1 protein-coding gene is annotated in these 1223 nt (G+C 47.8%); it reads right to left on the reverse strand.

Annotated features, from left to right (window positions below; genetic code table 11):
- Positions 1–17 precede the first annotated feature (17 nt).
- Positions 18–1141 (reverse strand): IS630 family transposase gene (locus L691_RS31105; RefSeq protein WP_408634735.1). Its coding sequence is split into 2 segments (ribosomal slippage): positions 18–718 and positions 718–1141, totalling 1125 coding nucleotides; the frame shifts between segments, so codons are not numbered across the junction.
- Between the last annotated feature and the right edge of the window lie 82 nt (positions 1142–1223).

The raw sequence follows: 1223 nt of genomic DNA on the forward strand, positions 1-1223 counted from the left end.
CTAGTACTCTGTAACCCTTAAAAAACAGGGTACAATTTTTTGAGTTTAATACGTGCATCATCGGTGGTGAATCGCCAGTTCACGGCGGAGCCTGAATGATTTCGGCGGACTTCCCAAGCGGCTACTTGCCGGATCATCGTCTCCTTGGTTGAAATATAACCCGACAAACATTGGCGACTCAAAATGCCAATCTCAATCTCGGCCATGTTGAGCCAGCTCCCATGCTTGGGCGTATGGTGAATTTCCAGTTTGTCCGCCAGCCGCTTGGCTTCCTTGGGCTCAAACGCTTCGTAGAGAGATCCGATACTATGCGTATTTAAATTGTCCATGACTAAGACAATCTTTTCGGCCTTCGGATAGTGAACGTCGACTAATTCCTGAATGCAGGCTGCAAAATCTACTCGTTTCCGTTGATCCAACACCCGGACATAACGCTTGGCTTCCAGCGGAGCAAACATCATAAACAGATTGACTACGCCTCCGCGCTTGTACTCGTAATCGATCCGTTTCGGTTGGCCGGGCTTGGGTTCAAGTGAAGAACGTGTCTCCTGGATCAGTTGCCGATTCGTTTCATCCAGGCAAACGACCGGCCGTAGGGGATCATACGGACGTTGGTAGACATCCAGTACGTCTTCCATCCGTGCCACAAATTCACCGGATGCTTCCGGAATGCACCACTGCTTCTTTAACCAAGGTTTAAGTTCATTTTTTTTAATGCCCGCTGCACGGTCATATGCGACAATTCATCGACGATTTCCAGTTCGACCATTCGATCTGCCAATAGACGCACCGACCATGTACTGGCTCCTTCCGGCGGTTCACTGCAAGCGATAGCCAACAGTCTCGCCTCGGCTTCGCCGTCGAGTTTGCGCGTGTAATTCGTTCGTTTTTCTCGCTCCAAGGCGGCTTCCAGTCCTTTTTCAACTAACCGCTTACGCATATTTCTTACCGTGCTTTCATGGACGTTGTACGCCTCTGCGATTCGGGTATCCGGCCAAGCCGGACCTTGTTCGCCTTCATCGACTTTGAGCAGGATATGAGCATGTTTGATTTTATAACCCGCCACTTTTCCTTTTTTAATGAGCGTTTCTAATTGTTCTCGTTCTTCCAAACTCAAGGTTACAATCCATCTCTTTTCCATATGCTTACTCCTCATATCCTTTTTACAGAATATATCGGCAAACGGAATGTAACTATGAATTTAAATCGTTACGAAGTACTAG

Origin of the sequence: Paenibacillus zanthoxyli JH29 (genome assembly GCF_000520715.1) — a bacterium.
Lineage (GTDB): Bacteria > Bacillota > Bacilli > Paenibacillales > Paenibacillaceae > Paenibacillus_AQ > Paenibacillus_AQ zanthoxyli.